The organism is Tissierella sp., assembly GCF_052089545.1.
In the GTDB taxonomy this organism is placed as follows: domain Bacteria; phylum Bacillota; class Clostridia; order Tissierellales; family Tissierellaceae; genus Tissierella_A.
The window spans coordinates 1-7,396 of record NZ_JBQDAA010000121.1; the positions used below are offsets into that span (position 1 = coordinate 1).

Annotated in this window: 6 protein-coding genes and 1 pseudogene; all 7 read right to left on the minus strand. The window is 31.3% G+C overall.

The window, feature by feature from the left end; translation table 11 throughout:
• Positions 1-149: 149 nt before the first annotated feature.
• The gene (gene clpB, locus ACTHW2_RS08910; protein ID WP_442263590.1) at positions 150-2,735 is read right to left on the minus strand and encodes an ATP-dependent chaperone ClpB; all 2,586 of its coding nucleotides are present in this window, start codon (positions 2,733-2,735) and stop codon (positions 150-152) included.
• Positions 2,736-2,747: 12 nt separating this feature from the next.
• Entirely contained in the window at positions 2,748-3,665 is a 918-nt protein-coding gene (locus ACTHW2_RS08915; RefSeq protein ID WP_442263591.1) for a DnaJ C-terminal domain-containing protein, read from the minus strand.
• Positions 3,666-3,807: 142 nt separating this feature from the next.
• Positions 3,808-4,002, minus strand: coding sequence for an aspartyl-phosphate phosphatase Spo0E family protein (locus ACTHW2_RS08920; RefSeq protein ID WP_442263592.1), 195 nt, complete (start codon positions 4,000-4,002; stop codon positions 3,808-3,810).
• 235 nt (positions 4,003-4,237) lie between these two features.
• Complete coding sequence (locus ACTHW2_RS08925; RefSeq protein WP_442263593.1) at positions 4,238-4,522, minus strand: metal-sensing transcriptional repressor; 285 nt, start codon at positions 4,520-4,522, stop codon at positions 4,238-4,240.
• Positions 4,522-4,728 (minus strand): heavy-metal-associated domain-containing protein, encoded by a 207-nt coding sequence (locus ACTHW2_RS08930; protein ID WP_442263594.1) that lies wholly within the window; start codon positions 4,726-4,728, stop codon positions 4,522-4,524. Before ACTHW2_RS08930 ends, ACTHW2_RS08925 begins: the two co-directional genes overlap by 1 nt.
• A 140-nt stretch (positions 4,729-4,868) precedes the next feature.
• Complete coding sequence (locus tag ACTHW2_RS08935; protein ID WP_442263595.1) at positions 4,869-6,713, minus strand: copper-translocating P-type ATPase; 1,845 nt, start codon at positions 6,711-6,713, stop codon at positions 4,869-4,871.
• Positions 6,714-6,845: 132 nt separating this feature from the next.
• Positions 6,846-7,184 (minus strand): annotated as a pseudogene (locus ACTHW2_RS08940) (cation transporter); the annotation flags it as partial.
• Positions 7,185-7,396 lie beyond the last annotated feature (212 nt).

Genomic DNA, 7,396 nt, shown 5'->3' on the forward strand with positions numbered 1-7,396 from the left:
AGTTTCTTTTCTTTTACTTAGAAATTATCTCTTGACATATTACCAGATTGCTTTTAAACTTATTTATATTATACTTACCATATAAACCTTTATATAAACATAAAAAAGATGAGTTCATAGGCCAAGCTATAAACTCATCTTTTAGATACTTATATGTGAATATCTAATTTATGGTCTTTGACATCTACTATTACCTTGTCTTTATCCTTTATTTCACCTTTAATAAGCTTTCTTCCTATCATGGTTTCAAGTTCTTTTTGTAAAAATCTTTTAACAGGTCTTGCACCATATTGGATAGAATAAGACTTATCTAAGACATATTCTTTTGCTTGATCAGTAAAGTTTATTTTGATTTCTCGATCTTCTAATTTTTCTTGTATTTCATCAACTTGAAGATCTATTATCTTAAATATTTCATCTTTTAATAATGGTTTAAACATTACTATTTCATCTATTCTATTTAAAAATTCCGGTCTAAATAAAGTTCTCATTTCACTTAGAACATCTTCTTTTGTATCTTCATTTATATTTCCTTTTTTATCTATTCCTTCTAGTAGATGGTGGCTACCTATATTTGAAGTCATAATTATAACTGTATTTTTAAAGTCTACAGTTCTTCCTTTATTGTCTGTAAGTCTTCCATCATCTAATACTTGTAGGAGTATATTAAATACATCCTTATGGGCTTTTTCTATCTCATCAAGTAAAATTACAGAGTAAGGCTTTCTTCTTACAGCTTCTGTAAGTTGGCCTCCTTCTTCATATCCTACATATCCAGGTGGTGAACCAACTAGTCGTGAAACTGTATGTTTTTCCATATATTCACTCATATCAATTCTTATCATATTTCTTTCATCATCAAAAAGTACTCTTGTTAAGGCTTTTGTAAGTTCAGTTTTACCAACTCCTGTAGGTCCTAAAAATACAAAGCTACCTATAGGTCTATTTTTGTCTTTCATACCGGATCTAGCCCTTATAACTGCATCTACTACAGATTCAACTGCTTCTTTCTGACCTATAACTCTCTTGTGAAGAACTTTATCAAGATTTAAAAGTTTTTCTCTTTCTGATTCTACAAGTTTTGATAAAGGTATACCTGTCCAGTTTGATATGATTTCTGCTATTTCTTCTTCTGTTACTTCTTCTTTTAGCATTTTATTTTCATCTTTTTCAGATTCTTCACTTTCATTTGCTTTTTTTAGTTTATTTTCCAGTTCTACAAGTGTTCCATATTTAAGTTCAGATAATCTTTCTAAATCGTAGTTTCTTTCAGCTTCTTCTATTTCTCTTTTTACCCTATCTATATCTTCTTTTATAGTTTTGACTCCACCTATACTCTTTTTTTCTTCTTCCCATTTTTCTTTTAATTTTTCAAGTTCTTCTTTGGAATTAAAGAGTTCCTCTTCTAATTTTTCAAGTCTTTTTTGAGAAGCTTCATCACTTTCTTTTTTAAGTGCTGCTTTTTCTATTTCAAGTTGGAGCACCTTTCTACGAACTTCATCTACTTCTCTAGGCATAGAATCTATTTCTGTTCTAATCATAGCTGAAGCTTCATCCATAAGATCTATTGCTTTATCAGGTAAAAACCTATCACTTATATATCTATCTGAAAGGGTTGCAGCTGATATAACTGCTCCGTCTGATATTCTTATACCATGATGAATTTCATATTTTTCCTTAAGTCCTCTTAATATTGATATAGTATCTTCTACACTAGGTTCTTTAACTAGTATTTTTTGAAGTCTTCTTTCAAATGCTGCATCTTTTTCTATATGCTCCCTATATTCATCTAAAGTAGTTGCGCCTATAGTTCTAAGTTCTCCTCTTGCAAGCATAGGTTTTAAAAGATTTGAAGCATCCATTGAACCTTCTGTTTTACCAGCTCCGACTATATTGTGAATTTCATCTATAAAAAGAATTATATTACCATTAGATAATTTAATTTCCTCTAATACAGCCTTTAATCTTTCTTCAAAATCTCCCCTATATTTTGCACCTGCAAGTAAGGCTCCTATATCTAGGGAATATATTGTTTTTTCCTTAAGTCCTTCTGGCACATCTCCATTTACTATTCTTTGAGCTAAGCCTTCTACTATAGCTGTTTTACCAACACCAGGTTCTCCTATTAAAACGGGGTTATTTTTAGTTCTACGAGATAGTATTCTGATAGCACTTCTTATTTCACTATCTCTTCCTATTACAGGATCCATTTGACCTTGTCTTGCTTCTTCAACCATATTTACTCCAAAGCGGTCTAAGGCCTCATAAGTCTCTTCAGGATTATCTGTAGTTATTGTCTGATTTCCTCTTATCTTTTTTAGATTTTCTAAAAATCTTTGCATGCTTATATTATATTTATTAAATATTTTTTCAGAATGACTAGCCTTTTCTTTTAAAAGAGAAATATATATATGTTCTACTCCTATATATTCATCTCCAAATTTTTTCATTTCCCCTTCTGCTTCTTTTATAATCTTAGTATATGTTCTACTAGGATAAACAGATCCTCCTTGCTGTTTTGGAAGCCTTTCTATTTCTTTTAAAAGATCTGCCTTTATCATATCTACATTTTCATTCATAAAGACAAGAACTCTTGGAATAAGTCCGTCTTTATCATCTATGAGACTATAATGAATATGGATTTCATCTACTTGAGGGTTCCCATATTCTGTAGCTAAATTTTGTGAAGCTTGAATAGCTTCTATACTCTTTTGTGTAAATCTATTTAAATCCATATATTTTTCCTCCTATTTTATAGTATTTTTTAATTTTTCATATAATGTTTTTTGTTTTTTAGAAAGGCTTTCAGGATTTACTATATTTATCTTTAAATATAGGTCTCCCCTATTTTCTTTTCTATCTTTATATCCTTTTTTAGGTATCTTTATTCTTTTACCACTTTCTATATTTTCTGGAATATTAACCTTTATTTTACCATCTAGTGTATCTACAACTTGCTTGCTCCCAAGGGCTGCATCCCAAGGAAATACATCTACTCTAGATATTATGTTAAGTCCGTCTAATTCTAAAGTCTCATCTTTTCTGAAGTTTATCTTAAAGAGGATATCTCCATCTATCCCCCATTTATCTCCCTTAACTTTTAACTTTTTACCAGGAAGTATCCCTTTTGGCACCTTTACTTTTATATTTTTTGTTTGTCCACCAAAGTTAAGGTTTAAATCTCTTTCTACACCTCTATAAGCTTCTTCAATTGTAATGTTTAACTCCGAATCATAAGATTTTCTTTGTGGTCTAGCTCCTCTAGTAGATCCTCCACCAAATATATCGTTTATATTAAATCCACCGGCGGATGCACCTGCTCCTCCGCCTCCAAATATAGTGTTAAAGAAGTCACTAAATCCTTCACCGCCAGAACCACTATAAGTATAAGTTCTGCCACCATATCCGTATTGAGAAGGATCAAAGTTCTGCCCCCCTTGAAAACCTCCTGCTGAACCAAATGTATCATATTGTTGTCTCTTTTTTTCATCACCTAATACTTCATATGCTTCGTTTACTTCTTTGAATTTATCTTGAGCTTTTTTATCGTCTGGATGAAGATCTGGATGATATTTTTTAGCAGCTTGTCTAAAAGCCTTTTTTATCTCTTCCTGACTAGCATCCTTTTCTACACCAAGCGTTTTATAATAATCTTTATATTCCATTTTATTGCACCTCTTTTTTTAAAATTACATTCTCTGACCTTTTCTGACCTTTATAGTATAATTATATATCTTTTTGACAGAAATTTCAATAGGAAGTATGGATTTATCCATACTTCCTATTGAAATTTCTTTCTTTAAATAATCATTTTGTATTATATAGTTTCTTATAGTCTTTATCATTGAATTTAAGTTTTAGGTCATTATATTCTTTAGAATAATATTCTAAGATGAGTTTATCCAATTGGCAGCTAGTTTCTAATACAATATCATCATTCAAATCATGAGTTATTATAAGATTTTCCAACTTCTTTTTCATTACATTAATTTCATCTATCATTTTACTCTCCTATCTACAATATAGCGATAATGAGTATTTATCTTTTTTGTATCTCTTATCCTTCTTCAATGATTATTTCCATTTTATATAATTTAAAACATATTTCTTATTTTAAAAATATATATTCTTCATTCCAAAACCAACATATGTTCTATTATGATTTTAACACATGTTCGCCTAAAATGTAAGTATAAAATAAAAAAAATAGAAGATTTTACAAAGTTTGTAAAATCTTTTATTTTATATATTTATCTATTATATTTATTATCTCTTCTATTTTTTCATCGCCCTCATCTTCACTTTCAAGTATTGCATTTGCAACACAAGATCTGATGTGGCTATTTAATATATCTATATTTGCTTTTTTTAAGAGTCCTATGACAGATAAGATCTGTGTAGATATATCTACACAGTATCTTTCATCTTCTAACATTTTTACTATCCCATCAATTTGTCCTCGGACAGTTTTCAATTTATTTAAGGCCTTTTTCTTAGTATCATTTACATTTTCTTTTGCCATTAGTTTATACTCATCACTTGGTAACCCGCTTCATCTATTGCTTCTTTTAATCTTTTATCTTCTAAGTTGTCTCCTGTAACTTCAACCTTTCCTTCTAATAAATCTACCTTCACATCAAGTACTGATGGATCCTCTCTTAAAGCTTCCTTAACAGCCTTTTCACAATGTCCACAGCTCATGCCTTCTACTTTTAATGTTTTTTTCATTTTATATTCCTCCTAATATTTTTGTTTTATTTGCCCGATAGCTTACAATTACAATATTTCATTGTAAAAATATGAAATATGTAATTGCATAGCTCCTGGATAGATAAGACTTTGCATCAAAGACGCATCTGAAGCAAGTCTTATCTAAAGTTTTTAAGCCTTAAAGAGTTAGTAACAACTGAAACTGAACTAAAGGCCATAGCTGCACCTGCTACCATAGGATTTAAAAAACCAAGTGCTGAAAAAGGTATACCTACACTGTTATAGAAAAATGCCCAAAATAGGTTTTGACGTATTGTTTTCATAGTTCTATGACTTAGTCTTATAGCTGTAACTACTCCTTCAAGATCTCCCCTCATAAGGGTTATATCTGCTGCTTCCATAGCTACGTCAGTTCCAGTACCTATTGCAAAGCCTACATTTGCAGCTGCAAGAGCTGGAGCATCGTTTATACCGTCTCCTACCATTCCTACATGTTTTCCTTCTTTTTTAAGCGCCTCTACCTTTTCTGCCTTATTTTCTGGAAGAACATCAGCTAGGATATTGTCCACATTTACTTCATCTGCTATAGCTTTTGCTGTTCTTTCATTATCTCCTGTTATCATATAAACTGTCAGACCCATATCTTGAAGTTCTTTTATAGCTTTTGCCGATGTCTCTTTTATTGTATCTGCTACTGCAATTATACCTGAAAGCTTAGAATTTATAGATAAAAGCATAGCAGTTTTACCCTCTGTTTCAAGTTTTGCGAGTTCACTTTCTTTATCTTTTATATCTATACTATTGTCATTCATAAGTTTTCTATTTCCAATTAAAATATTTTTACCTTCAAAGTCTGCTTTAAGGCCTTTACCTGGAACTGCTGCAAAGTTTTCTGCTGAAACTATAGATCCAAGTTTTTCTTCACCATATTTTACAATGGATTGACCTAAAGGGTGCTCCGAAGCTTTTTCTACACTAGCTGCAATCCTTAAAATTTCATCCTCATCAAATTCATTAAATGATAATACATCTGTTACCTCTGGTTCCCCTTTAGTTATTGTACCCGTTTTATCAAATATTATCGTGTCCATTTCATGAATTCTTTCAAGGTGTTCACCAGATTTTATCAAGATTCCATTTTCAGCACCCTTACCTGTTCCAACCATTATAGCAGTAGGTGTTGCCAGACCTAGTGCACACGGACAAGCTATAACAAGAACTGCTACTGCATTTATAAGCCCTGTATTAAAATCTTTAAATCCTAGGAAAAATACTAAAAATGTAAGAAGTGCTATACCTATAACAACTGGTACAAATATTCCAGATATCTTATCAGCAAGTCTTTGAACAGGTGCTTTTGATCCTTGGGCATCTTCCACAAGTTTTATTATTTGTGATAAAACCGTATCTTTTCCTATATTAGTTGCTTTAAACTTAAATGCACCAAATTTATTTATAGTAGCACCTATTACCTTGTCGTCAACTTCTTTGTCTATAGGAACACTTTCTCCTGTTATCATAGACTCATCTAAAGAAGAAGTCCCCTCTACTATTACTCCATCTACTGGTACTTTTTCTCCAGGTTTTACTACTACTATATCTCCTATATTTAAATCATCTATATCTATTACTTTCTCTTGGCCATCTTTAAATATTGTAGCCGTCTTTGGCTGAAGGCCCATCAATTTTTTTATAGCTTCCGAGGTTTTACCTTTTGCAACCGCTTCAAATGTTTTACCTAAAAGTATAAGAGTTATAATCGTAGCTGAAGCTTCAAAGTAATATTCATGTACTCCAGCAAATAGATTATAAACACTATAAAAATAGGCTGCCGACGTACCCATAGCTATAAGTACATCCATATTTGCTCCTCCACCTCTTAGGGCTTTGTAAGCACCATTATAAAACCTATATCCTATTATAAACTGTACTGGCGTTGCTAGGATAAGTTGAAACCATCCATTTGTTAGTATATTATCTACCCCTGCCATGTGAAAAAACATAGCTGAAAAAAGTGGTAGCGTGAGTATGGCAGATATTATAAAGGATCTCTTAAGAGATTTTATTTCTTTTTCTCTAAGTTCTTTTTCACGATCTAAGTTTCTTTCCTTTTCAACCTCTGCCTTGTATCCTGCTTTTTCTATTATCCCTATTATATGCTCATCACTTAATAAACCAGATTGAAATTTTACAAGAGCCTTATTTGTAGATAGATTTACATTTGCCTCTTCTATTTCTTCAAGCTCATTTAAAGCTTTATCTACCCTAGTAGAACAAGCTGCACATGTCATACCCTCAACAAGAAATGTCTTAGTAACTAGCGGAACTTCATATCCTGATTTTTCTATTACTTCTACTAAATCTATCGGCTTTAGTAAACTACTGTCATATTCTATGGTAGCTTTTTGACCTAATAAATTTACAGAAGCCTTTTCTACACCTTCTTTTTTATTTAGAGCCTTCTCAACTCTTGATGAACAAGATGCTCATGTCATACCATTTACTTGTATCTCTATTTTAGCATTTGCCATTTCCTCACTCCTTTTCGCATCCCCCTATAGAGGGGGTATGTTTTTATGTTAACATCTCATATTTATTTTGTCAAATAAAAAAAATTTAATTCCTAGTAAAAAATCTGATCAACATATGATAATGTCCTATTATAACATTTATGATTATGTCCTAA

Coding starts and splice junctions, on each gene's coding strand:
- clpB (WP_442263590.1), bottom strand. CDS start 2,735: ATGGATTTAAATAGATTTACACAAAAGAGTATAGAAGCTATTCAAGCT.
- ACTHW2_RS08915 (WP_442263591.1), bottom strand. CDS start 3,665: ATGGAATATAAAGATTATTATAAAACGCTTGGTGTAGAAAAGGATGCT.
- ACTHW2_RS08920 (WP_442263592.1), bottom strand. CDS start 4,002: ATGATAGATGAAATTAATGTAATGAAAAAGAAGTTGGAAAATCTTATA.
- ACTHW2_RS08925 (WP_442263593.1), bottom strand. CDS start 4,522: ATGGCAAAAGAAAATGTAAATGATACTAAGAAAAAGGCCTTAAATAAA.
- ACTHW2_RS08930 (WP_442263594.1), bottom strand. CDS start 4,728: ATGAAAAAAACATTAAAAGTAGAAGGCATGAGCTGTGGACATTGTGAA.
- ACTHW2_RS08935 (WP_442263595.1), bottom strand. CDS start 6,713: ATGTTTTTTCACATGGCAGGGGTAGATAATATACTAACAAATGGATGG.